Genomic DNA, 23,869 nt, shown 5'->3' with positions numbered 1-23,869 from the left:
AAGGATCCACCGGCTTCCCATTGGCCCTTGCTGTGGACTGGCCCAATCCCGTTTCCTCGGTGATTGCAGCAACCCTCTTTCACTTCAGTGAGGTCATCCGTGTCCAGCTCGCTCTCCGAAAACCAGGCCCCCGAGACCGGCACCGCGCGCGTGAAGCGCGGCATGGCCGAGCAGCTCAAGGGCGGCGTGATCATGGACGTCGTCACCCCGGAGCAGGCGAAGATCGCCGAGGACGCGGGCGCCGTCGCCGTCATGGCCCTGGAGCGGGTCCCGGCCGACATCCGCAAGGACGGCGGCGTGGCCCGTATGTCCGACCCGGACATGATCGAGGGCATCATCGAGGCCGTCTCCATCCCGGTCATGGCCAAGTCCCGCATCGGCCACTTCGTCGAGGCCCAGGTCCTGCAGTCCCTCGGCGTCGACTACATCGACGAGTCCGAGGTCCTCACCCCGGCCGACGAGGTCAACCACTCCGACAAGTGGGCCTTCACGACCCCCTTCGTCTGCGGCGCCACCAACCTGGGCGAGGCCCTGCGCCGGATCGCCGAGGGCGCGGCCATGATCCGCTCCAAGGGCGAGGCCGGCACCGGCAACGTCGTCGAGGCCGTCCGCCACCTGCGCCAGATCAAGGGCGAGATCGCCAAGCTGCGCGGCTGCGACAACAACGAGCTGTACGCCGCCGCCAAGGAGCTGCGCGCCCCCTACGAGCTGGTCAAGGAGGTCGCCGAGCTCGGCAAGCTCCCGGTGGTGCTGTTCTCCGCCGGTGGCGTGGCCACCCCCGCCGACGCCGCCCTGATGCGTCAGCTCGGTGCCGAGGGCGTCTTCGTCGGCTCCGGCATCTTCAAGTCCGGCGACCCGGCCAAGCGCGCCGCCGCCATCGTCAAGGCGACCACCTTCTACGACGACCCCAAGATCATCGCGGACGCCTCCCGCAACCTCGGCGAGGCCATGGTCGGCATCAACTGCGACACCCTCCCCGAGACCGAGCGCTACGCCAACCGCGGCTGGTAAGCACTCCCATGAGCACTGAAGCCCCTGTCATAGGCGTCCTGGCCCTCCAGGGCGACGTACGGGAGCACCTCGTCGCCCTGGCCGCGGCCGACGCCGTGGCCAGGCCGATCCGGCGCCCCGAGGAACTCGCCGAGGTGGACGGCCTCGTCATCCCCGGCGGCGAGTCCACCACCATCTCCAAGCTGGCCGTCCTCTTCGGCGTGATGGAGCCGCTCCGCGCGCGCGTGCGGGCCGGTATGCCCGTCTACGGCACCTGCGCGGGCATGATCATGCTCGCCGACAAGATCCTCGACCCGCGCTCGGGCCAGGTGACCGTCGGCGGCATCGACATGATCGTGCGCCGCAACGCCTTCGGACGGCAGAACGAGTCCTTCGAGGCGGCGGTCGACGTCAGGGGCGTCGCGGGCGATCCTGTAGAGGGCGTGTTCATCCGCGCCCCCTGGGTGGAGTCCGTCGGCGCCGAGACCGAGGTGCTCGCCGAGCACGACGGCCACATCGTCGCGGTCCGCCAGGGCAACGCGCTCGCCACCTCGTTCCACCCGGAACTGACCGGCGACCACCGGGTGCACCGCCTGTTCGTCGACATGGTGCACGCGAACCGGGCGACGGAGTCCTAGTAGGATTCCTGGCGTTCGTTGCAGAGATGGGTTACGCGAAGGAGACAGGCAGATGTCCGGCCACTCTAAATGGGCCACGACGAAGCACAAGAAGGCCGTGATCGACGCCAAGCGCGGCAAGCTCTTCGCGAAGCTGATCAAGAACATCGAGGTCGCGGCGCGGATGGGCGGTGTCGATCTCGAGGGCAACCCGACGCTGTACGACGCCGTCCAGAAGGCCAAGAAGCAGTCGGTCCCCAACAAGAACATCGACTCGGCGATCAAGCGCGGCGGCGGCCTGGAGGCCGGCGGCGCCGACTACGAGACGATCATGTACGAGGGCTACGGCCCGAACGGCGTCGCGGTGCTCATCGAGTGCCTCACCGACAACCGCAACCGCGCCGCCTCCGACGTCCGCGTCGCCATGACCCGCAACGGCGGCTCCATGGCCGACCCGGGCTCGGTGTCGTACCTCTTCAACCGCAAGGGCGTCGTGATCGTCCCCAAGGGCGAGCTGACCGAGGACGACGTCCTCGCCGCCGTCCTGGACGCGGGCGCCGAGGAGGTCAACGACCTGGGCGAGTCCTTCGAGGTGCTCAGCGAGGCCACCGACCTGGTCGCGGTCCGCACCGCCCTGCAGGACGCCGGGATCGACTACGACTCCGCCGAGGCCAACTTCGTCCCGACCATGCAGGTCGAGCTGGACGAGGAGGGCGCCAAGAAGATCTTCAAGCTGATCGACGCGCTCGAGGACAGCGACGACGTCCAGAACGTCTTCGCCAACTTCGACGTCAGCGACGAGGTCATGGAGAAGGTCGACGCGTAACGCCGCCGCGGGCTGAGCGGACGCAACGGCTCAACGGGCCGACGGGACACACCCCGTCGGCCCGTCGCCATGTCGGCCGTTGTCGGTGGCACCCGATAGCCTGCACAAACAGGAGATCGAAGGAGGGGGCGCGGTGCGCGTACTGGGGGTGGACCCCGGGCTGACCCGGTGCGGTGTCGGCGTCGTCGAGGGGGTCGCGGGCCGGCCGCTCACCATGGTCGGCGTAGGCGTCGTCCGCACGCCCGTGGACGCCGAGCTGGGGCACCGTCTCGTCGCCATCGAGCAGGGCATCGAGTCCTGGCTGGACGAGCACCGGCCCGAATTCGTCGCCGTGGAGCGGGTGTTCAGCCAGCACAACGTCCGCACCGTGATGGGCACCGCCCAGGCCAGCGCCGTCGCCATGCTCTGCGCCGCCCGCCGTGGCATCCCCGTCGCCCTGCACACCCCGAGCGAGGTCAAGGCCGCCGTCACCGGCACCGGACGCGCCGACAAGGCCCAGGTCGGCGCCATGGTGACGCGGCTGCTCCGGCTCGACGCGCCCCCGAAACCGGCCGACGCGGCGGACGCCCTCGCGCTCGCCATCTGCCACATCTGGCGCGCACCCGCGCACAACCGCCTCCAGCAGGCCGTCGCCCTGCACGCAGCCAAAGCAACGAAAGGCCGCCCCGCATGATCGCCTTCGTCAGCGGCCCGGTCGCCGCCCTCGCCCCCGACTCCGCCGTGGTGGAGGTCGGCGGGATCGGCATCGCCGTCCAGTGCACGCCCAACACCCTGTCCGGGCTGCGCATGGGCCAGCAGACCAAGCTCGCCACCTCCCTGGTCGTACGGGAGGACTCGCTCACCCTGTACGGCTTCGTGGACGACGACGAGCGTCAGGTCTTCGAGCTGCTGCAGACGGCGAGCGGGGTCGGCCCGCGCCTGGCCCAGGCGATGCTGGCGGTGCACAGCCCGGACGCCCTGCGCAGGGCGGTCGCCACCGGGGACGAGAAGGCGCTGATCGCCGTCCCGGGCATCGGCAAGAAGGGCGCCCAGAAACTGCTGCTGGAGCTCAAGGACCGGCTCGGCGAGCCCATCGGCGCCCCCGCGATCGGCGCTCCGGTCACCCAGGGCTGGCGCGACCAGCTGCATGCCGCCCTCATCGGCCTCGGGTACGCCACCCGGGAGGCCGACGAGGCGGTGGCCGCCGTGACCCCGCAGGCGGAGGCCGCCGGCGGCAGCCCGCAGGTAGGCCAGTTGCTGAAGGCCGCCCTGCAGACCCTCAACCGCGCCCGCTGACCCATCTGCGCCACCCCTGCTAGGAGACCTCAGTGAACTGGGACGACCCGACCGACACTCCCGCCCCCGAGCGGCTGGTCGGTTCTGTCGCCGACCGTGAGGACCAGGCCGTCGAGGCCGCCCTGCGCCCCAAGGACCTGGGCGAGTTCATCGGCCAGGAGAAGGTCCGCGAACAGCTCGACCTGGTCCTGCGCGCCGCCCGCGCGCGGGGCGCCACCGCCGACCACGTGCTGCTCTCCGGCGCCCCCGGCCTCGGCAAGACCACTCTCTCGATGATCATCGCGGCCGAGATGGGCGCCCCGATCCGGATCACCTCCGGCCCCGCCATCCAGCACGCCGGCGACCTGGCCGCGATCCTGTCCTCCCTCCAGGAGGGCGAGGTCCTCTTCCTCGACGAGATCCACCGCATGTCCCGGCCCGCCGAGGAGATGCTGTACATGGCGATGGAGGACTTCCGCGTCGACGTCATCGTCGGCAAGGGCCCCGGCGCCACCGCCATCCCCCTCGACCTGCCCCCGTTCACCCTGGTCGGCGCCACCACGCGCGCGGGCCTGCTGCCGCCCCCGCTGCGCGACCGCTTCGGCTTCACCGCGCACATGGAGTTCTACGAGCCCGCCGAACTGGAGCGCGTCATCCACCGCTCGGCGAACCTCCTCGACGTGGAGATCCAGGCCGACGGCGCCGCCGAGATCGCCGGCCGCTCCCGCGGCACGCCCCGTATCGCCAACCGCCTGCTGCGCCGCGTGCGGGACTACGCCCAGGTCAAGGCCGACGGGATCATCACCCGGGACATCGCGGCCGCGGCCCTCGCGGTGTACGAGGTCGACGCCCGCGGCCTCGACCGCCTCGACCGCGGTGTGCTGGAGGCCCTGCTCAAGCTGTTCGGCGGCGGCCCGGTCGGTTTGTCGACCCTCGCCGTCGCGGTGGGGGAGGAGCGCGAGACCGTCGAGGAAGTGGCCGAACCCTTCCTCGTACGGGAGGGACTGCTCGCCCGCACACCCCGCGGCCGGGTCGCCACGCCCGCCGCGTGGGCGCATCTCGGCCTCACGCCGCCCCGCTCGGCTACTGCGGGAAACGGACAACAGGACCTGTTCGGGACGTGACGCCATTGTGACGGCGCGGGCATTGGCCGGGTCAGGAACCCAGGTGCCATGCTGAGCGTTGTTCCATGCGCGCGGACTCGCTTAGACTCCGCCGATGCCGCCTTTGTCGGCGGTATACATACCCCCATCCATCAGGCCGCCGTCCGCCGCGGTCGTGCGAAGGAAATTCCGTCCCGTGAATATCACCATGCTCCTCCCGTTCATCGTGCTCATCGGGGCCATGTTCCTCATGACCCGCTCGGCCAAGCGCAAGCAGCAGCAGGCCGCGAACATGCGCAACGAGATGCAGCCCGGCAGCGGCGTCCGCACGATCGGGGGGATGTACGCGACGGTCAAGGAGGTCAACGAGGACACGGTCCTCCTCGACGCCGGTCCCGGTGTCGAACTCCTCTTCGCGAAGAACGCCATCGGTTCCGTGCTCAGCGACGACGAGTACAACCGCATCGTGCACGGCATCGAGCACGACCTCAAGTCCGACTCCGACGTCGTCCCGGACGACGCCTCCTCCCTCACCGAGACCGACGACTCCGCCGACGAAGCTGCCGCCGCCTCCGACGACAAGTCCGTCGACCTCGGCAAGAAGGACGCGCCCGAGGAACCGGCCGACGAGCCCGTCGCCGCCGAGGCGAAGTCGGACGAGGAGCCGAAGAAGACCGACGGCGACTCCGAGGCGAAGTAGCCACGTCCCGGGGGCGCGTGGCCGACCTCTCGCGCCTCCGGACGTGTGCTTCTCGCACACGGGGATCCCGACACCATGTCATGGCCGCCACCACGCCGACCCGGCGCGGGGCGGCCCGAGAGGGAGTACGAGAAGGTGGCAGCACCTAAAAAGGGCCGGAGCGCGAGCGCCCAGAGCAAGCCAGGGCGCTCGCTGGCCCTCATCCTGATCGCCATCGTGGGACTGACCGGAGCGATGTTCGGCTCCGGCAACACCACCCCACGTCTCGGTATCGACCTTGCCGGTGGCACCAGCATCACGCTCCAGGCGCAGAACGAGCCGGGTCAGCCCAACGCGATCAACAAGACCAACATGAACACCGCGGTCGACATCATGAACCGCCGTGTCAACGGTCTGGGTGTGTCCGAGGCAGAGGTCCAGACCCAGGGCACCAGCAACATCATCGTCAACATCCCCAAGGGCACGAACTCCGAGGAAGCGCGTCAGCAGGTCGGCACCACCGCCAAGCTGTACTTCCGCCCCGTGATCGCCACCGAGGTGTCCGGCGGAGCCGCGACGGCCACCCCGTCGCCGAGCGCGTCGAGCAGCCCCTCGGGCAAGGCGACCGGCAAGCCGAAGGCGACCTCGTCCTCCTCCGCGAGCCCCTCCGCCACCGCCACCTCACAGGGGCGCGCCGTGACCGACGCGCTGAAGGCCGACTCGACGCCGAGCGCCACCGCCTCCTCCAGCGCGAAGGCGTCCACCAGCCCCTCTCCGTCGGCGAGCGGCAGCGCCGCCGCCAGTGACGCGGCCGCCAAGCTGCAGGCGCAGTACGCCGCCCTCGACTGCACCAAGAAGACGGCTCAGAACACCGCCGGCAAGACCGCCAAGGCCAGCGACCCCACCGTCGCCTGCGGCAAGAACTCCCAGGGCCAGTGGCAGAAGTACGTCCTCGGCCCCGCCGCCGTCGACGGCACCGACGTCAAGAAGGCCCAGGCCGTCTTCAACACGCAGACCGCCGCCGGCTGGACCGTCACCATGGAGTTCACGTCCAAGGGTGCCAAGAAGTTCGCCGACATCACCGGCCAGCTGGCCAAGAACCAGTCCCCGCAGAACCAGTTCGCGATCGTCCTCGACGGCAACGTGGTCTCCGACCCGTACGTCAAGGAGGCGCTGACCGGCGGCAACGCGGAGATCTCCGGCAGCTTCAACCAGCAGGAGGCCCAGAGCCTCGCCAACATGCTGTCCTACGGCGCGCTGCCGCTCTCCTTCAAGGTGGCGACCATGACCACCGTGACCGCCGCCCTCGGCGGTGAGCAGCTGCACGCCGGTCTGATCGCGGGTGCGATCGGCCTCGCGCTGGTCGTCCTCTACCTGCTGATCTTCTACCGCGGGCTCTCGGTCGTCGCGATCCCCTCGCTGATGGTCTCCGCGGCCCTCACCTACGTGATCATGTCCTTGCTCGGCCCCACGATCCACTTCGCGCTGAACCTCCCGGCCGTCTGCGGTGCGATCGTCGCGATCGGCATCACGGCGGACTCGTTCATCGTCTTCTTCGAACGCATCCGGGACGAGATCCGCGAGGGCCGCTCGCTGCGCCCCGCCGTCGAGCGGGCCTGGCCGCGTGCCCGGCGCACCATCCTGGTCTCCGACTTCGTGTCGTTCCTGGCCGCGGCCGTGCTGTTCATCGTGACCGTCGGCAAGGTCCAGGGCTTCGCGTTCACCCTCGGTCTGACCACCGTGCTCGACGTGGTCGTCGTGTTCCTCTTCACCAAGCCGCTGATGACCGTCCTGGCCCGGCGCAAGTTCTTCGCGGGCGGCCACAAGTGGTCGGGGCTGGACCCGAAGGGTCTGGGCGCCAAGCCCCCGCTGCGCCGCACCCGCCGTCCCGCCGGCCCCGTCGCCGGTCCCGTCGACCCGAAGGAAGCGTGAGCGATGTCGAAAATCGGCAGCCTCGGCGCCCGACTCCACCGCGGCGAGATCAGCTACGACTTCGTCGGCAAGCGCAAGATCTGGTACGGCGTCTCCATCCTGATCACCATCACGGCCATCGTCGGCCTGGCGGTGCGCGGCCTGAACATGGGCATCGACTTCCGGGGCGGCGCCGTCTTCACCACCGGGAAGACCAGCGTCTCGGTGACCCAGGCGGAGAACTACGCGTCGCGGGCCGCCGGCCACGACGCCGTCGTGCAGAAGCTCGGCAACGGCACCCTGCGCATCCAGATCGCGGGCATGGACACCACCAAGTCCGACGAGACCAAGAAGCAGCTCGCCAAGGACATGAACGTGTCCCCCGAGTCCATCGCCGCCGACCTGGTCGGCCCGAGCTGGGGTGACGAGATCGCCAACAAGGCCTGGCAGGGCCTCGGCATCTTCATGGTCCTCGTGGTGATCTACCTGGCGATCGCCTTCGAATGGCGGATGGCGGTCGCGGCCCTCGTCGCGCTGATCCACGACATCACCATCACGACCGGCATCTACGCCCTCGTCGGCTTCGAGGTCACGCCCGGCACGGTCATCGGTCTGCTGACGATCCTCGGTTACTCGCTCTACGACACGGTCGTCGTCTTCGACAGCCTCAAGGAGCAGACGAAGGACATCACGAAGCAGACCCGCTTCACCTACAGCGACATCGCCAACCAGTCGATCAACGGCACCCTGGTCCGTTCGATCAACACCACGGTGGTCGCGCTGCTGCCGGTGGCGGGCCTGCTGTTCATCGGTGGCGGCTTCCTCGGCGCGGGCACGCTCAACGACATCTCGCTGTCGCTGTTCGTCGGTCTCGCCGCCGGTGCCTACTCCTCGATCTTCATCGCCACGCCGCTCGTCGCCGACCTCAAGGAGGCCGAGCCGCAGATGAAGGCCCTGAAGAAGCGCGTCCTCGCCAAGCGCGCCCAGGCCGCCGCGGACGAGGAGCTGGCGGAGGCCCGGGGCGGCGTCGGTGCCGAGGAGCCCGAGGACGCCACCCCGGCCGTCGTCGGGCCGCGCAACCAGCCCGCGTCCCGTAACCGGGGCCGTGGCCGACCCTCGGGGAAGCGCCGATGACCGACGTCGAGGAGTTGCTGCTCAGCCGTATCCGTGACGTCGCGGACTACCCGGAGCCGGGCGTGATGTTCAAGGACATCACCCCGCTCCTCGCGGACGCGGCGGCGTTCACCGCGCTGACCGACGCACTGGCCGGCATCGCCGCGAACACCGGCGCCACGAAGGTCGTCGGCCTCGAGGCGCGCGGGTTCATCCTCGGTGCCCCGGTGGCCGTCCGGGCCGGGCTCGGCTTCATCCCCGTACGCAAGGCGGGCAAGCTCCCCGGAGCGACCCTCAGCCAGGCGTACGACCTGGAGTACGGCTCGGCGGAGATCGAGGTCCACGCCGAGGACCTGTCGGCCGGGGACCGCATCCTCATCGTCGACGACGTCCTCGCCACGGGCGGCACGGCGGAGGCCTCGATCCAGCTGATCCGCAGGACGGGCGCCGACGTGGCGGGCCTCGCGGTCCTGATGGAACTGGCCTTCCTCAACGGCCGCGCCCGCCTGGAACCGGCCCTGGAGGGCGCTCCCCTGGAGGCGCTGCTCGTGGTCTGACCGGGCTGCCGCGGCAGGTCACGGCGCCTTTGGGCGTGACGCTCGCAGGGGCGGGCCCCGGGGAATCCGGGGCCCGCCCCTTGCGTTTCCCCGATGGACGGGTCTCACATCGTCCTGCGGGCGATGCCGGAGCCCGGCATCGCTACCATGGGTCCTCCGGAGCCTGACCGGGGGACCCGGATCGCGCACGAGGAGTCCTCTTGCCAGACGAGGCCCAGCACCTGACCGCCGCCAAGCCCGAGCCCGCCTCGGCAGCCGCGGCCAAGCCCGCGCCGAGCACATCGCACCCGACGAACGACGGCGCCGGGCCGGTCGAGCATGCCCAGTCGGCCCCTGTCGACAAGTCGGCCGATCAGTCGCGCCCCAAGCCGGCCCCGCCCGAGCACACCCAGGCGCCCGCGGTCCGGCCCAACGCCGGCCAGCCCGCCCGCTCCGGCTCCTCCAACCGCGTCCGTGCCCGCCTCGCCCGCCTCGGCGTCCAGCGCTCCAACCCGTACAACCCGGTCCTGGAGCCGCTGCTGCGGATAGTGCGCAGCAACGACCCGAAGATCGAGACGGCCACCCTCCGCCAGATCGAGAACGCCTACCAGGTCGCCGAGCGCTGGCACCGCGGCCAGAAGCGCAAGAGCGGCGACCCGTACATCACCCACCCCCTCGCGGTGACCACGATCCTCGCCGAGCTGGGCATGGATCCGGCCACCCTGATGGCGGGCCTGCTGCACGACACCGTCGAGGACACCGAGTACGGCCTCGACCAGCTGCGCCGTGACTTCGGCGACTCGGTCGCCCTGCTCGTCGACGGCGTCACCAAGCTGGACAAGGTCAAGTTCGGCGAGGCCGCGCAGGCCGAGACCGTGCGCAAGATGGTCGTCGCCATGGCCAAGGACCCCCGCGTCCTGGTCATCAAGCTCGCCGACCGGCTGCACAACATGCGCACCATGCGCTACCTCAAGCGCGAGAAGCAGGAGAAGAAGGCGCGCGAGACCCTCGAGATCTACGCGCCGCTCGCCCACCGCCTCGGCATGAACACCATCAAGTGGGAGCTGGAGGACCTCGCCTTCGCGATCCTCTACCCGAAGATGTACGACGAGATCGTCCGGCTGGTGGCGGAGCGGGCACCCAAGCGTGACGAGTACCTGGCCATAGTGACCGACGAGGTCCAGCAGGACCTGCGCGCGGCCCGTATCAAGGCGACCGTCACCGGCCGCCCGAAGCACTACTACAGCGTCTACCAGAAGATGATCGTCCGCGGCCGTGACTTCGCGGAGATCTACGACCTGGTGGGCATCCGCGTCCTCGTCGACACGGTCCGCGACTGCTATGCCGCCCTCGGCACCGTGCACGCGCGATGGAACCCGGTCCCCGGCCGGTTCAAGGACTACATCGCGATGCCCAAGTTCAACATGTACCAGTCGCTGCACACGACGGTCATCGGCCCCAACGGCAAGCCGGTCGAGCTGCAGATCCGCACCTTCGACATGCACCGCCGCGCCGAGTACGGCATCGCCGCGCACTGGAAGTACAAGCAGGAGGCCGTCGCCGGCGCCTCCAAGGTGCGCACCGACGTGCCCAAGGCCGGCAAGAAGGACGACCACCTCAACGACATGGCGTGGCTGCGCCAACTGCTGGACTGGCAGAAGGAGACCGAGGACCCGGGCGAGTTCCTGGAGTCCCTGCGCTTCGACCTGTCCCGCAACGAGGTCTTCGTCTTCACCCCGAAGGGTGACGTCATCGCGCTCCCGGCGGGTGCCACCCCGGTGGACTTCGCCTACGCCGTCCACACGGAGGTCGGCCACCGGACGATAGGAGCGCGGGTCAACGGCCGCCTCGTACCGCTGGAGTCGACCCTCGACAACGGTGACCTGGTGGAGGTCTTCACCTCCAAGGCGGCCGGCGCCGGCCCCTCGCGGGACTGGCTCGGCTTCGTCAAGTCGCCGCGCGCCCGCAACAAGATCCGGGCCTGGTTCTCCAAGGAGCGCCGCGACGAGGCCATCGAGCAGGGCAAGGACGCCATCGTCCGCGCGATGCGCAAGCAGAACCTGCCGATCCAGCGCATCCTCACCGGCGACTCGCTGGTCACCCTCGCGCACGAGATGCGCTACCCGGACATCTCCGCGCTGTACGCGGCGATCGGCGAGGGGCACGTCTCCGCGCAGAACGTCGTGCAGAAGCTCGTCTCCGCGCTCGGCGGCGAGGAGGCGGCCACCGAGGAGATCGACGAGGCGGTCCCGCCCACCCGCAGCCGCCGCAAGCGGCGCTCCAGCGCCGACCCGGGCGTCATCGTCAAGGGCGTCGAGGACGTGTGGGTCAAGCTGGCCCGCTGTTGCACGCCCGTCCCCGGTGACCCGATCATCGGCTTCGTCACCCGCGGTAGTGGCGTATCGGTTCACCGCAGCGACTGTGTGAACGTGGAGTCACTGTCCCGGGAGCCCGAGCGCATCCTCGACGTCGAGTGGGCGCCCACCCAGTCCTCGGTCTTCCTGGTCGCCATCCAGGTCGAGGCGCTGGACCGCTCCCGGCTGCTGTCGGACGTCACCCGTGTTCTGTCGGACCAGCACGTCAACATCCTCTCGGCGGCCGTCCAGACCTCCCGCGACCGCGTCGCCACCTCCCGCTTCACCTTCGAGATGGGCGACCCGAAGCACCTGGGGCATGTCCTGAAGGCCGTACGCGGCGTCGAGGGCGTCTACGACGTCTACCGGGTGACTTCGGCCCGCAGGTCGTAGGGCAAACACAGGGCATACGACGAAGGGGGCCCCGCACCGGCCGGTGCGGGGCCCCCTTTCCGTGTCGGAGGGCGGGCTTCAGCCGCCGAACTCCTGCAGACCCTTCAGGGCCTGGTCCAGCAGGGCCTGGCGGCCCTCCAGCTCGCGCTGGAGCTTGTCGGCCTTGGCGTTGTTGCCCTGGGCGCGCGCCTGCTCGATCTGGCCCTTGAGCTTGTCCACGGCGGTCTGGAGCTGGCCGGTCAGCCCCTCGGCACGCGCGCGTGCCTCCGGGTTGGTGCGGCGCCACTCGGCCTCCTCGGCCTCCTGGATGGCCCGCTCCACCGCGTGCATCCGGCCCTCGACCTTGGGGCGCGCGTCGCGCGGGACGTGGCCGATGGCCTCCCAGCGCTCGTTGACCGAGCGGAAGGCGGCCCGGGCGGCCTTCAGATCGGTGACCGGGAGGATCTTCTCGGCCTCCTCGGCCAGCTCCTCCTTGAGCTTGAGGTTCTCCGACTGCTCGGCGTCCCGCTCCGCGAAGACCGAGCTGCGGGCGGCGAAGAACACGTCCTGGGCGCCGCGGAAGCGGTTCCACAGGTCGTCCTCGTGCTCGCGCTGGGCGCGGCCCGCGGCCTTCCACTCCGTCATCAGCTCGCGGTAGCGCGCGGCCGTCGGACCCCAGTCCGTCGAACCGGACAGCGCCTCGGCCTCGGAGACCAGCCGCTCCTTGGCCTTGCGGGCCTCCTCGCGCTGCGCGTCCAGCGACGCGAAGTGCGCCTTGCGGCGCTTGGAGAAGGCCGAGCGGGCGTGCGAGAAGCGGTGCCACAGCTCGTCGTCCGACTTGCGGTCCAGCCGCGGCAGACCCTTCCAGGTGTCCACCAACGCCCGCAGCCGCTCACCGGCCGCCCGCCACTGGTCGGACTGCGCCAGCTGCTCCGCCTCGCTGACCAGCGCCTCCTTGGCGTGCCTGGCCTCGTCCGACTGCTTGGCCCGCTGCTGCTTGCGCTCCTCGCGCCGCGCCTCGACCGTCTCGACCAGCTTGTCCAGCCGCTGCCGCAGGGCGTCCAGGTCGCCGACCGCGTGATGCGCGTCGACCTGCTCACGGATGTGGTCGATCGCCGTCTGCGCGTCCTTCGCGGACAGGTCGGTCGTCTTCACTCGCTTCTCGAGGAGGCCGATCTCCACAACCAGGCCCTCGTACTTGCGCTCGAAATAGGCCAGCGCCTCCTCGGGGGAGCCTGCCTGCCAGGAACCGACGACCTGCTCGCCGTCGGCCGTACGCACGTACACGGTCCCCGTCTCGTCGACGCGGCCCCACGGGTCGCTGCTCACAGCGCCTCCTCCACATGATGCCTGCGGAGGGCTTCAGTACCCCCGGGCATCGTCCACAGTTTCGTCACGGCCAACATAGGCGACCGGCGGGTTGCCTGTCCGCATCCCGCGCGACCGAAATTTCGCACCTCGGGGTCGGGATACGGTCCCGGTGCGATCAGGATTTGGTGACCGTTGCCTTGTTGATCACGACGGTCGCGTTGGGCGCCCCGTCGCCCTGGCCCGTGCTCTCGCCGGCGGCCGCGATCTTCTTCAGGACCTTCAGGCCCGAGGCTGAAATCGTACCGAAGGGCGTGTAGCTCGGGGGAAGCTGACTGTCCTGGTAGACGAGGAAGAACTGGCTGCCGCCGGTGTGCTTCTGGCCGGTGTTCGCCATCGCGACCGTGCCCGCCGGGTAGACCCCGCCCTTGAGGCTTTTGTCCTTGAGGTTCTCGTCCGGGATCGTATAGCCGGGACCGCCGCTGCCGCTGCCCGTCGGGTCGCCGCACTGCAGCACGTAGATGCCGTTGGTGGTGAGCCGGTGGCACTTGGTGTGGTCGAAGAAGCCCTTCGACGCCAGGAAGTCGAACGAGTTCACGGTGTGCGGGGCCGCCGACGTCTTCAGCGCGATGTCGATGTCACCGCACGTCGTGGCGAGCTTCATCGTGTACTTCGCCGACGTGTCGATGGTCATCGCCGGCTCCTTCTTCCAGCTCAGCTTCTTCACCGAGCCCGCGGCCGGCTTCGCGCACGGGTCCGGGGCCTTGCTGGTGGGGGCCGCGCTCGGGGTGGTCTCCGAGCTCGCGTTCGCCTTCTTGTCGCCCTTCAGGACACCGGTCGTGTAGATCGCGACGCTGCCTATCAGGATCACGCCGAGCACCGACGCGATCACCGAGTTGCGCATGCGCGCCTTGCGCCGCGCCTCCGTGCGCCGCTGCTGCTGCCGCAAGAACTTCTCCCGCGCGAGCTGCCGCTTCCGCTGTTCCTGGGTGACCACGGGGTTTTCTCCTCATGCGTCTCGTACGCCGACTGGGACGCGTGCGTCTGGTGAGCCGAGCGCCTGCGTGTGCCCCGTACCGTATATGGGTTCGCTGAGGATTCGGCAGCGCCGGTAGGCTCTGACGACAGCTGTAGCCGTTCGTTGACAGCAGCTGTAGCCGCCCGTAATCGACACAACGAAGGACGATCGTGCTCATTGCCGGGTTCCCCGCCGGGGCCTGGGGGACGAACTGTTATCTCGTCGCCCCGGCCGCCGGTGAGGAGTGCGTGATCATCGACCCTGGCCACCAGGCCGCCCAAGGCGTCGAGGAAGCGCTGAAGAAGCATCGGCTCAAGCCCGTCGCCGTCGTCCTCACCCACGGCCACATCGACCATGTGGCCTCGGTCGTCCCGGTGTGCGGCGCGCACGACGTCCCCGCGTGGATCCACCCCGAGGACCGCTACATGATGGCGGACCCGGAGAAAGCGCTCGGCCGTTCCATCGGGATGCCGCTGATGGGCGAGCTGACGGTGGGGGAGCCGGACGACGTCAGGGAGCTGACCGACGGCGCGAAGCTGGCGCTCGCGGGTCTGGAGTTCTCCGTCGCGCACGCGCCCGGCCATACCAAGGGGTCGGTGACCTTCCAGATGCCCGAGACCACGGACATCCCTTCCGTGTTCTTCTCCGGGGATCTGCTCTTCGCCGGCTCCATCGGACGCACCGACCTGCCCGGCGGTGACATGGCCGAGATGCTCGACTCGCTGGCCCGTGTGTGCCTGCCGCTCGACGACTCGACCGTGGTGCTGTCCGGCCACGGCCCCCAGACGACCATCGGCCAGGAGCGTGCCACCAACCCCTATCTGCGGCAGGTGGCCGCCGGCCCGGGAGCGGATGTCGACGCTCCCCGACGAGGAATGTGACGAGAGACTTCCGTGAGCACCTTCAAGGCCCCCAAGGGCACGTACGACCTGATCCCGCCGGACAGCGCCAAGTACCTGGCGGTCCGCGAGGCGATCGCCGCGCCCCTGCGCAACTCCGGCTACGGCTACATCGAGACGCCCGGCTTCGAGAGCGTGGAGCTCTTCGCGCGCGGTGTCGGTGAGTCCACCGACATCGTGACCAAGGAGATGTACGCCTTCGAGACCAAGGGCGGCGACCGGCTGGCCCTGCGCCCCGAGGGCACGGCGTCGGTGCTGCGCGCGGCGCTGGAGGCCAACCTGCACAAGCTCGGCAACCTGCCGGTCAAACTCTGGTACTCCGGCTCGTACTACCGCTACGAGCGCCCCCAGAAGGGCCGTTACCGGCACTTCTCCCAGGTCGGCGCCGAGGCGATCGGCGCGGAGGACCCGGCGCTGGACGCCGAGCTGATCATCCTCGCGGACCAGGCGTACCGGTCGCTGGGGCTGAGCGACTTCCGGATCCTGCTCAACAGCCTGGGCGACAAGGAGTGCCGGCCGGTGTACCGGGCCGCGCTGCAGGACTTCCTGCGCGGACTGGATCTCGACGAGGACACCCTGCGCCGCGCCGAGATCAACCCTCTCCGCGTCCTGGACGACAAGCGCGAGTCCGTCCAGAAGCAGCTGGGTGACGCCCCGCTCCTGCGCGACTACCTCTGCGACGCCTGCAAGGCGTACCACGAGGAGGTCCGCGAGCTGATCACGGCCGCGGGCGTGGCCTTCGAGGACGACCCGAAGCTGGTCCGCGGGCTGGACTACTACACCCGTACGACCTTCGAGTTCGTCCACGACGGTCTGGGCTCGCAGTCCGCGGTGGGCGGCGGCGGCCGTTACGACGGACTGTCGGAGATGATCGGCGGCCCCGCGCTGCCGTCCGTCGGCTGGGCCCTCGGCGTCGACCGCACGGTCCTGGCGCTGGAGGCCGAGGGCGTCGAGCTCGAACTCCCCTCCACCACCAGCGTGTTCGCGGTGCCGCTGGGGGAGGAGGCCCGCCGGATCCTGTTCGCCAAGGTCACCGAGCTGCGCAAGCTCGGTATCGCGGCCGACTTCTCCTACGGCGCCAAGGGGCTCAAGGGCGCCATGAAGAACGCCAACCGCAGCGGCGCCCGCTACACCGTCGTCGCCGGCGAACGCGACCTCGCCGAGGGCGTCGTCCAGCTCAAGGACATGGAGTCGGGCGAACAGACGGCGATCGGCGTGAACGAGATCGTGGCGGAACTGGAGTCACGGCTCGGCTAGGAAAGCCCATCTTGGCGTACCCCCCAACTCGCCGCCACCAGGCGGCAGTTGGGGCCATCGAGGTAAATGCTTCCTGATGTCGTCGAACGAGCGTGCGCGACCTCCGTACGCTCCGGGCATGAAGCTTTTCCGGTCGCGCGGCGCCAACGACGCCCCACAGGCGACGACTTCCCCACTGGCCCGGGTCAACGCCCTGTTCGAGAAGGGGCGTTACGCCGAGGCGGAGGCCGAGGCCCGCGCACTGGCCGCGAACGACTCCCGGTACAAGGCGCTGGCCCTGAGCGTCGCCGCGCGGTCCGTGGGGGCCCAGGGGCGCCATGACGAGGCCCTGGCCGAATACGACGCGCTGCTGCCGGTCTTCGGCAGGGGGCTCGGCGCCGAACATCCGCAGACCCTGGCGCTGCGCTCCAACCGCGCCCAGACGCTGACCGCGCTCGCCCGGCACGCGGAGTGCGAGGCGGAGTGCGCGGCCGTCGCCCGGACCGCGGCCCGCGGCACGCGACCGGACTCGGCGCTCATCGCGGCGGCCGCCCGCGTCGGGCAGATCTACGCCGTCAACGCGCAGGGCCGTCACACGGAGGCCGAGGCGCTCGCCCGCGAGGCCCTGGCCGGTCATCGCACGTCCGACCGGATCACCGTAGCTCTGCGGCTGGGCCTGACCCGCACTCTCAACGCCCAGGGCCGCCACGAGGAGGCCCTTCGCGAGGCGGAGAGCACCGAGGAGCTGAGCCGGAGCCTGTCCGAGGACCAGCGCCACCAGGAGGCCGGTGCCGTCGACCTGGCGCTCGCGACCGCCCTGCTGGGGCTGGGCCGTGACGCCGAGGCGGGTCCCCGTGCCCGGGCAGCCCACGACGCCTGCGTGAGCGCCTTCGGCCCCGGTCACTACCGCACCGCCGAGGCCCGCGCCCTCCTCGACCGCCTCGACGGCACCTGAGCGCACGCGTCTCACTGCTCGTCGAGGAGCCCGTGCCGCAGGGCGCTGGTGACGGCGGCCGTACGGTCGTCGACGTCCAACTTGCCGAAGACGCGCAGCAGATGGGTCTTCACCGTCGACTCGCCGATGAACAGGCGCCGGCCGATCTCCGCGTTCGTGCAGCCCTCCGCGACCAGCCGCAGCACGGACGTCTCCCGTTCCGAGAGCCGGGGGCGCTCCGGTCTGGCGCGGAGCTGGTCCACCAGGCGGGCCGCCACCGACGGGGCGAGGACCGTCTCGCCGCGCGCCGCCGCCCGTATCGCCTCCGCCAGTTCGCCGCGCGGCATGTCCTTGAGCAGATAGCCCGCCGCGCCCGCCTCGACCGCGCGCAGGATGTCCCGGTCCGTCTCGTACGTCGTCAGGACGATCACCCGGCAGGGCAGACCCGCCTCGCCCATCCGCACGATCGAGTCGACGCCCCCGCCGCCGGGCATCCGCAGGTCCATCAGGACGATGTCGGGCCGCAGTTCGGCCGCCAGCGCCTCCGCGCGCGGTCCGTTCGCCGCGTCGGCGACCACCTCCAGATCCGGCTCGGCGCTGAGCATCGCCCGCAGCCCCTCCCGTACGACGGGATGGTCGTCGGCGAGGACGATCCGGATCATCGAGCGCTCCTCACGGGCGAGATGGGCAGGCTGACCGTCACCGTCGTGCCGTCGCCCGGGATGCTGCGGATCCGTGCGCTGCCGCCGACCTCGCCGGCCCGGGCGCGCAGCCCCGCGAGGCCGTAACCGGCGCAGGGTGCGTCGGCGTCGAAGCCGCGGCCGTCGTCCCGTACGGACAGGGTCAGGGTGTCGTCGGCGTAGGTCAGCTCGATCCCCACCGCCACCGAACTCCCGGCGTGTTTACGGGCGTTGGCGAGCGCCTCCTGGCAGGAGCGCAGGGCGACGACCTCGGGACCGGCCGGCAGCGGCCGTACCGGACCGGTCACCACCAGCGTCGCCCCGTGGCGGGCGGCGAGGCGGCTGAGCGCGTCCGGCAGGGACGCGCCGTCGAGGTCGGCGGGGGCGGTCCCGGCGACCAGGGCACGGGCCTCGGCGAGGTTCTGCCGGGCCGTCTCGTCCATCAGGGCGAGGTGGCGGCGGGCCTGCGGCAGGTCGTGGTCGAGCTCGGCCTCCACCGCCTGGATCAGCATCAGCAGACTGGTGAAGCCCTGCGCGAGGGTGTCGTGGATCTCCCGGGCCATGCGCTCCCGCTCGGCCAGGGCGCCATGGGCGGCCGACAGCCGGGAGACCTCGTGCCGGCTGTTGTCCAGCTCGGCGATCAACTCGGCCCGTTCCACGCTCTGTTCGATGATGCGGATGATCCAGCCGCCGATCACGATCGAGAAGACCAGCATCATCCCGGAGAACAGGAAGTTGGAGAAGACCTGTTGGCCGCTCGGCCTCCGCACCAGGGCCCAGCCCACCACCGGCGCCAGGTTGATGAAGGACGCGGCGACCAGGGGCCAGCGCATGCGCAGGGTCATGAAGCACTGCGGGATCAGCGCGAACGCCACCAGCCGCGTCTCGTCGACCAGGATCGCCGCCGGCAGGAACAGCGCCATGGCCACGGCCAGGTAGCGCAGCGCCCGCCCCTGCTTCGGCGGATCCTCCTGGATCAGCGCCCGGCCCACCCCCACGTACAGCGGCACCAGCGGGACGAGCAGCCCGACCGCGACCAGCCGCGCGGTCCAGCTCTGCTGCGCCGCGCCCAGCACGAAGGCGACCGTGGCCACCCAGGCGAGGGCGAAGTACAGATCCCAGAGCCGGATCGAGCGGTCCCAGGCGTGCGCCTCGGGCGCGGTACCCGGCAGGGTCATCCCGTGCGCCGGTCCTTCCAGCGGAACGTCAGCAGACACAGCACCAATCCTCCGACGCACCAGGCGGCCAGCACCAGCGCCACCTTCCCGAACTCCCAACTCCCCGTCTGTTCCAGGACTTTCGCGGAGTCCGGCAGGAACACGCCCCGCAGGCCCTGGCACAGCCACTTCAGCGGGAACAGGGCGCCGATGTTCAGCATCCAGTCCGGAATGGTGCCGATGGAGATGTACACCCCGGAGATGAACTGCAGCACCAGGAACGGCAGGACGACCACCGAGCTGGCGCTCTTCGCCGACCTGGGCACCGAGCTGATCGCGATGCCGAGCAGCGCGCACCCGGTCAGCCCGAGCACGAAGATCCAGGCGAAGTCGAACCACCGGGAGGCGTCGGTGGGCAGGTCGACGTCGTACAGGGTGGTGCCGACGAGCAGCAGGATCGCCGTCTCCACCACACCCGTGAACAGCACCAGCCAGATCTTGCCCAGGAAGTAGGCGGACGGCGGCATCGGCGTCCCGGCCAGCCGGCGCAGCACCTTCTCGTCCCGTTCGACGGCGATCGAGATGCCCAGCGACTGGAAACTCGTCGACATGACGCCGGAGGCCATCATCGCGGGCACGTACAGCTGCGAGGCGTTGATCCCGGTGCCCGGCACGCCGTCGCGGAAGATCGACGCGAACAGGAACAGGAAGACGACCGGGAAGCAGAAGGAGAACACCACCTGGTCGCGCTGCCGGAAGAACTGCCTGATCTCCAGCCCGCCCCGCCGCAGACCCAGACCCCACGCCCCCGGCAGCCTCTCCACGGCCGCCTGGGTCCGGCTCCCCGCGGTGGTCGTGGTCATCGCGCGTTCTCCTGTCCGGTCAGCCGGAGGTAGACGTCCTCCAGCGTGGGGCGGGTCACCCGCAGGCCGGGGATCTCGCCGTCGAAGCGGTGCGTCAGCTCGGCGACCGTCCGGGTCGGGGTGTGTGTGCGTTCCGTGCGCGTGACGCCGTCCGGCTCGGTCCACTCGACGGTGGCCTCCGTGCCGTGGCGACCCCGCAGGGCGGCCGGTTCGCCCTCGGCGACGACCCGGCCCCGGGAGACGATCGCCAGCCGGTCGGCGAGCGCCTCCGCCTCCTCCAGGTAGTGCGTGGTCAGCAGGATGGTGGTGCCCTCCTCGGCGAGCAGCCTGATCAGGTCCCAGAACTGGCGCCGGGCCGCCGGGTCGAAGCCGGTCGTGGGCTCGTCCAGAAGCAGCAGTTCCGGGTCGCCGATCACGCCCAGCGCCACGTCCAGCCGCCGGCGCTGGCCGCCCGACAGCGCCTTGATCCGGCTGTCCGCCTTCGCCTCCAGACCCACCATGCGGATGACCTCCTCAGGGTCGCGGGGCCTCGGGTAGTAGCGGGCGAAGTGCCGTACCGTCTCGCGGACCGTCAACTCCGCGGGCGCCGATTCGTCCTGCCAGACGATTCCCACACGGGACCTCCACGCGCGCGTGCCCGTCTCCGGATCCGACCCGAGCACCGACACCTCGCCCTCGTCCCGGGAGCGGTTGCCCTGGAGGATCTCCACCGTCGTGCTCTTGCCCGCGCCATTGGGTCCGAGCAGGCCGAACACCTCACCGCGCCGGATGCCGAGATCGACGCCGTCCACCGCGGTGACGTCCCCGTACCGCTTGCGCAGCCCTCGGACATCCACCGCGAGTTCGTACGCGTGTGCTGTCATGCCGTCGAGCATCGTCCGGAACCGAACGCAGGGGGACGACCGTGCGTACTTCCTTATGTCCACCGAACGGTGGACAGGGGCGCCGGTGCGGCACAATGGCCCTGCCCGAAGAACGTCCCCCTCCCCAGCAGACGGAACCGACGTGATGAGCAAGACCACAGTCAAAGACGTCTCCACCGAGCCCGGGCCGAACAGCGCGGCCTCCGAGCCGCGCGCGCTCGGCGGCAGCCGCGCCTTCGCCCTGCTGCTGATCATCACCGGCGCCGCCGGTCTGCTCGCCGCGTGGGTCATCACGATCGACAAGTTCAAGATCCTCGAGGCCAAGGTCGCGGGCAAGACCTTCACGCCCGGCTGCAGCCTCAACCCGGTCGTCTCCTGCGGCAGCGTCATGGAGTCCAAGCAGGCCGCCGCCTTCGGGTTCCCCAACCCGATGCTCGGCCTGGTCTGCTACGGCATCGTCATCTGCGTCGGCATGAGCCTGCTGGCCCGGGCCCGCTTCCCGCGCTGGTACTGGCTGACCTTCAACTTCGGCACGCTCTTCGGTGTGGGCTTCTGCACCTGGCTGCAGTTCCAGTCCCTGTACCGGATCAACGCGCTGTGCCTGTGGTGCTCGCTGGCCTGGGTCGCCACGATCACCATGTTCTGGTACGTCACCTCCTTCAACATCCGCAACGACTTCCTGCCGACCCCCCGCTGGCTGAAGAACTTCTTCGGCGAGTTCACCTGGGTCATGCCCGTGCTGCACATCGGCATCATCGGGATGCTGGTGCTCACGCGCTGGTGGGACTTCTGGACCAGCTGACCCGGGCCTTCCGGGGCCCGGAGGGATTGTCAGTCCCGTGATTTAGGGTTTCAGCGTGGAGCCCGACCTGTTCACCGCAGCCGCAGAAGACCGCCAGGAGAAGGATCCGGCAGGAAGCCCCCTGGCGGTACGGATGCGCCCGCGCACCCTCGACGAGGTGGTGGGCCAGCAGCACCTGCTCAAGCCCGGCTCACCCCTGCGCCGCCTGGTGGGCGAGGGCGCGGGCGGACCGGCCGGACCGTCCTCGGTGATCCTCTGGGGCCCGCCCGGCACCGGCAAGACGACCCTGGCGTACGTCGTCTCCAAGGCCACCAACAAGCGTTTCGTCGAGCTGTCGGCGATCACCGCGGGCGTCAAGGAGGTCCGCGCGGTCATCGACGGCGCCCGCCGCGCCACCGGCGGATACGGCAAGGAGACCGTCCTCTTCCTGGACGAGATCCACCGCTTCAGCAAGGCGCAGCAGGACTCCCTGCTCCCCGCGGTCGAGAACCGCTGGGTCACCCTGATCGCCGCCACCACCGAGAACCCGTACTTCTCGGTGATCTCCCCGCTGCTGTCCCGCTCCCTGCTCCTCACCCTCGAACCGCTCACCGACGACGACATCCGGGGCCTGCTCAAGCGGGCGCTCGGCGACGAGCGGGGCCTGAAGGACGTCGTCAGCCTCCCCGAGGACACCGAGGCCCACCTCCTGCGCATCGCCGGCGGCGACGCCCGACGTGCCCTGACCGCCCTGGAGGCCGCCGCGGGAGCCGCCCTGGACAAGGGCGAGACCGAGATCTCGCTGACGACCCTGGAGGAGGTCGTCGACCGGGCGGCCGTCACGTACGACCGCGACGGCGACCAGCACTACGACGTCGCCAGCGCCCTCATCAAGTCCATCAGGGGCTCGGACGTCGACGCCGCCCTGCACTACCTGGCCCGCATGATCGAGGCCGGCGAGGACCCCCGGTTCATCGCCCGCCGCCTGATGATCTCCGCCAGCGAGGACATCGGCCTGGCCGACCCGAACGCGCTGCCGATCGCGGTCGCCGCCGCCCAGGCCGTCGCCATGATCGGCTTCCCCGAGGCCGCCCTCACCCTCAGCCACGCCACCATCGCGCTCGCCCTGGCCCCGAAGTCCAACTCCGCGACGACCGCGATAGGCGCCGCCCGTGACGACGTACGCAAGGGACTGGCGGGCCAGGTGCCGCCGCATCTGCGCGACGGGCACTACAAGGGCGCCGCCAAGCTCGGGCACGCGCAGGGGTACGTCTATCCGCACGACCTGCCCGAGGGCATCGCCGAGCAGCAGTACGCCCCGGACACCGTCAAGGACCGCGAGTACTACACCCCGACCCGGCACGGGGCGGAGGCGCGGTACGCGGACGCCGTCGAGTGGACCAGGAAGCACCTCGGTCGGAGGCGGTCCTGAGCACCCTGTAGAATCCCTCGGAGTGCCGAGTCCCGCGCAGTCAGAGCGGGACAGCCGGCCGGAACCCCCAGCGGGTTCCAGGAGCGTCGCGCACCGTCGAACGGTGTCGCGGGCAGCCCACCACCACTCGTCGCAGGACGGGACCGGTCGGTGGGCCACTCGCGTGCTGCACGTATGTGCCCAGACCAGGGGAGCGGCTGCCCACCCGGTCCGGTAACGGACCAGGCGGGATTCCCCGGCTGCGGATGCGACCTCCCCTAACCCTGACGAGCCGAACATCAGAAGGAAGAAAGAGACAGTGGCGAACCAGTCCCGCCCCAAGGTCAAGAAGTCGCGTGCCCTCGGCATCGCGCTGACCCCGAAGGCCGTCAAGTACTTCGAGGCCCGCCCCTACCCGCCGGGTGAGCACGGCCGTGGCCGCAAGCAGAACTCGGACTACAAGGTCCGTCTGCTGGAGAAGCAGCGTCTGCGCGCGCAGTACGACATCTCCGAGCGCCAGCTGGTCCGTGCCTACGAGCGTGCCTCCAAGGTGCAGGGCAAGACCGGTGAGGCCCTCATCGTGGAGCTCGAGCGCCGTCTCGACGCCCTGGTGCTGCGTTCGGGCATCGCCCGCACGATCTACCAGGCCCGTCAGATGGTCGTTCACGGCCACATCGAGGTCAACGGCCAGAAGGTCGACAAGCCGTCGTTCCGCGTCCGTCCCGACGACGTCGTGATGGTCCGCGAGCGCAGCCGTGAGAAGACCCTCTTCCAGATCGCCCGCGAGGGCGGCTTCGCCCCCGACGGCGAGACCCCGCGCTACCTGCAGGTGAACCTCAAGGCCCTGGCGTTCCGCCTGGACCGCGAGCCGAACCGCAAGGAAGTCCCGGTCATCTGCGACGAGCAGCTCGTCGTCGAGTACTACGCCCGCTGATCACCGGCAGGCCGTAGCACCACCTCAGCC

The 23,869-nt window shown here is 70.2% G+C and carries 23 protein-coding genes; 17 read left to right on the top strand and 6 right to left on the bottom strand.

Annotation, left to right across the window (positions count from 1 at the left end):
* Positions 1-99: 99 nt before the first annotated feature.
* The 11 genes from pdxS (at position 100) to MKW14_RS16485 (ending at position 11,776) form a co-directional block, all read left to right on the top strand.
* Positions 100-1,011, top strand: a complete 912-nt coding sequence (pdxS, locus tag MKW14_RS16535) for a pyridoxal 5'-phosphate synthase lyase subunit PdxS (protein WP_208781057.1) — start codon at positions 100-102, stop codon at positions 1,009-1,011.
* Between the two features lie 8 nt (positions 1,012-1,019).
* On the top strand, positions 1,020-1,628 hold the full coding sequence (pdxT, locus tag MKW14_RS16530; protein WP_240863307.1) for a pyridoxal 5'-phosphate synthase glutaminase subunit PdxT: 609 nt from the start codon (positions 1,020-1,022) through the stop codon (positions 1,626-1,628).
* A gap of 52 nt (positions 1,629-1,680) precedes the next feature.
* Positions 1,681-2,433, top strand: a complete 753-nt coding sequence (locus tag MKW14_RS16525; protein ID WP_133044892.1) for a YebC/PmpR family DNA-binding transcriptional regulator — start codon at positions 1,681-1,683, stop codon at positions 2,431-2,433.
* Positions 2,434-2,566: 133 nt separating this feature from the next.
* The gene (ruvC, locus tag MKW14_RS16520; protein ID WP_240863306.1) at positions 2,567-3,106 is read left to right on the top strand and encodes a crossover junction endodeoxyribonuclease RuvC; all 540 of its coding nucleotides are present in this window, start codon (positions 2,567-2,569) and stop codon (positions 3,104-3,106) included.
* Positions 3,103-3,708 carry a Holliday junction branch migration protein RuvA gene (gene ruvA, locus MKW14_RS16515; protein WP_240863305.1) on the top strand — a complete coding sequence of 202 codons (606 nt, stop codon included), beginning with the start codon at positions 3,103-3,105 and terminating at the stop codon, positions 3,706-3,708. Before ruvC ends, ruvA begins: the two co-directional genes overlap by 4 nt.
* 32 nt (positions 3,709-3,740) lie before the next feature.
* Positions 3,741-4,811, top strand: a complete 1,071-nt coding sequence (gene ruvB / locus MKW14_RS16510) for a Holliday junction branch migration DNA helicase RuvB (protein WP_240863304.1) — start codon at positions 3,741-3,743, stop codon at positions 4,809-4,811.
* A 187-nt stretch (positions 4,812-4,998) separates the two neighbouring features.
* Positions 4,999-5,490, top strand: coding sequence for a preprotein translocase subunit YajC (yajC, locus tag MKW14_RS16505; RefSeq protein WP_276620916.1), 492 nt, complete (start codon positions 4,999-5,001; stop codon positions 5,488-5,490).
* 135 nt (positions 5,491-5,625) lie between these two features.
* Positions 5,626-7,401: a protein translocase subunit SecD gene (gene secD, locus MKW14_RS16500; RefSeq protein WP_240863302.1), complete on the top strand. Its 1,776-nt coding sequence runs from the start codon at positions 5,626-5,628 to the stop codon at positions 7,399-7,401.
* A 3-nt stretch (positions 7,402-7,404) separates the two neighbouring features.
* The gene (gene secF / locus MKW14_RS16495) at positions 7,405-8,514 is read left to right on the top strand and encodes a protein translocase subunit SecF (RefSeq protein ID WP_240863301.1); all 1,110 of its coding nucleotides are present in this window, start codon (positions 7,405-7,407) and stop codon (positions 8,512-8,514) included.
* Positions 8,511-9,050, top strand: coding sequence for an adenine phosphoribosyltransferase (locus tag MKW14_RS16490; RefSeq protein ID WP_240863300.1), 540 nt, complete (start codon positions 8,511-8,513; stop codon positions 9,048-9,050). Before secF ends, MKW14_RS16490 begins: the two co-directional genes overlap by 4 nt.
* Before the next feature lie 200 nt (positions 9,051-9,250).
* Positions 9,251-11,776, top strand: coding sequence for a RelA/SpoT family protein (locus MKW14_RS16485; RefSeq protein ID WP_240863299.1), 2,526 nt, complete (start codon positions 9,251-9,253; stop codon positions 11,774-11,776).
* Positions 11,777-11,854: 78 nt separating this feature from the next.
* Here MKW14_RS16485 and MKW14_RS16480 read toward each other — a convergent pair whose 3' ends face one another.
* Positions 11,855-13,084, bottom strand: coding sequence for a DUF349 domain-containing protein (locus MKW14_RS16480; protein ID WP_240863298.1), 1,230 nt, complete (start codon positions 13,082-13,084; stop codon positions 11,855-11,857).
* A 157-nt stretch (positions 13,085-13,241) separates the two neighbouring features.
* Positions 13,242-14,060, bottom strand: a complete 819-nt coding sequence (locus MKW14_RS16475) for a peptidylprolyl isomerase (RefSeq protein WP_240863297.1) — start codon at positions 14,058-14,060, stop codon at positions 13,242-13,244.
* Positions 14,061-14,251: 191 nt separating this feature from the next.
* Between MKW14_RS16475 and MKW14_RS16470 the strand changes: the two genes are divergently transcribed.
* The 3 genes from MKW14_RS16470 (at position 14,252) to MKW14_RS16460 (ending at position 17,171) form a co-directional block, all read left to right on the top strand.
* Entirely contained in the window at positions 14,252-14,962 is a 711-nt protein-coding gene (locus MKW14_RS16470) for an MBL fold metallo-hydrolase (protein ID WP_208781107.1), read from the top strand.
* Positions 14,963-14,974: 12 nt separating this feature from the next.
* On the top strand, positions 14,975-16,237 hold the full coding sequence (gene hisS / locus MKW14_RS16465) for a histidine--tRNA ligase (RefSeq protein WP_240863296.1): 1,263 nt from the start codon (positions 14,975-14,977) through the stop codon (positions 16,235-16,237).
* A 118-nt stretch (positions 16,238-16,355) separates the two neighbouring features.
* Positions 16,356-17,171 (top strand): tetratricopeptide repeat protein, encoded by an 816-nt coding sequence (locus MKW14_RS16460; protein ID WP_240863295.1) that lies wholly within the window; start codon positions 16,356-16,358, stop codon positions 17,169-17,171.
* A gap of 11 nt (positions 17,172-17,182) precedes the next feature.
* Here MKW14_RS16460 and MKW14_RS16455 read toward each other — a convergent pair whose 3' ends face one another.
* The 4 genes from MKW14_RS16455 to MKW14_RS16440 are packed head-to-tail and all read right to left on the bottom strand — an operon-like array spanning position 17,183 to position 20,713.
* On the bottom strand, positions 17,183-17,812 hold the full coding sequence (locus MKW14_RS16455; protein WP_240863294.1) for a response regulator: 630 nt from the start codon (positions 17,810-17,812) through the stop codon (positions 17,183-17,185).
* The gene (locus tag MKW14_RS16450; protein ID WP_240863293.1) at positions 17,809-19,008 is read right to left on the bottom strand and encodes a sensor histidine kinase; all 1,200 of its coding nucleotides are present in this window, start codon (positions 19,006-19,008) and stop codon (positions 17,809-17,811) included. The genes MKW14_RS16455 and MKW14_RS16450 overlap by 4 nt, the downstream gene beginning before the upstream one ends.
* A complete protein-coding gene (locus tag MKW14_RS16445; RefSeq protein WP_240863292.1) occupies positions 19,005-19,850 on the bottom strand; it encodes an ABC transporter permease in 846 nt (281 codons plus the stop codon). Before MKW14_RS16445 ends, MKW14_RS16450 begins: the two co-directional genes overlap by 4 nt.
* Positions 19,847-20,713 (bottom strand): ABC transporter ATP-binding protein, encoded by an 867-nt coding sequence (locus MKW14_RS16440; RefSeq protein ID WP_240863291.1) that lies wholly within the window; start codon positions 20,711-20,713, stop codon positions 19,847-19,849. Before MKW14_RS16440 ends, MKW14_RS16445 begins: the two co-directional genes overlap by 4 nt.
* Before the next feature lie 145 nt (positions 20,714-20,858).
* On the opposite strand from MKW14_RS16440, the gene MKW14_RS16435 reads away from it, so the two are divergent.
* From MKW14_RS16435 to rpsD, 3 genes are all read left to right on the top strand, one after another.
* Positions 20,859-21,515, top strand: a complete 657-nt coding sequence (locus MKW14_RS16435) for a vitamin K epoxide reductase family protein (protein WP_240863290.1) — start codon at positions 20,859-20,861, stop codon at positions 21,513-21,515.
* A 55-nt stretch (positions 21,516-21,570) separates the two neighbouring features.
* Positions 21,571-22,926: a replication-associated recombination protein A gene (locus MKW14_RS16430; protein WP_240863289.1), complete on the top strand. Its 1,356-nt coding sequence runs from the start codon at positions 21,571-21,573 to the stop codon at positions 22,924-22,926.
* Positions 22,927-23,224: 298 nt separating this feature from the next.
* Complete coding sequence (rpsD, locus tag MKW14_RS16425; RefSeq protein ID WP_208781099.1) at positions 23,225-23,839, top strand: 30S ribosomal protein S4; 615 nt, start codon at positions 23,225-23,227, stop codon at positions 23,837-23,839.
* Positions 23,840-23,869: the final 30 nt, after the last annotated feature.

It is taken from the genome of Streptomyces gilvus (assembly GCF_022513565.1).
Classification (GTDB): domain Bacteria; phylum Actinomycetota; class Actinomycetes; order Streptomycetales; family Streptomycetaceae; genus Streptomyces; species Streptomyces gilvus.
The sequence above is the reverse complement of the archived record's forward strand: the minus strand, read 5'-3'. Positions and strand labels throughout refer to the sequence as shown.